This window comes from Chromohalobacter sp. HP20-39, from assembly GCF_033052815.1.
GTDB lineage: Bacteria > Pseudomonadota > Gammaproteobacteria > Pseudomonadales > Halomonadaceae > Chromohalobacter.
On the sequence record NZ_JAWHTP010000123.1, the window covers coordinates 1 to 493 of the forward strand.

1 protein-coding gene is annotated in these 493 nt (G+C 62.1%); it reads left to right on the top strand.

What is annotated here, in order from left to right:
- Nucleotides 1-493 (top strand): terminase family protein (locus RVY79_RS17250; RefSeq protein ID WP_317465701.1); only part of this gene is annotated, 493 nt, incomplete at both ends.

Genomic DNA, 493 nt, shown 5'->3' on the forward strand with positions numbered 1-493 from the left:
ACGGCTCGAAGATCCACCTTTGCCACTGCCAGTACGAGAAGGACGTCATCAAGTATCAGGGCGCGCAGATCCATGTGCTTCTGATCGATGAGCTGACGCACTTCACCGAGAAGATTTACCGCTACCTGCGCGGCCGCTGCCGCCTGGGTGGCTTGAAGGTGCCAGAGCGCTATCGCGGCCTGTTCCCGCGCATCATTTGCGGCTCTAACCCTGGGGGCGTCGGGCACAACTGGGTAAAAGCGGCGTTCATCGACATTGCGCCGCCGAAGGCGATAACCCAAATGCCGCCGAAAGAGGGCGGCAAGCGCCGGCAGTACATCCCGGCCAAGCTGGCCGACAACCCGTCGATGGCCGAGTCTGACCCGGACTATTCCAGCACTCTGGAGGGCTTGGGCAGTCCAGAGCTTGTCCGCGCGATGAGGGATGGTGACTGGGACATCGTTGCAGGCGGCATGTTCGACGACCTGTGGAGCCGCCCGGTACACGTTTTGGC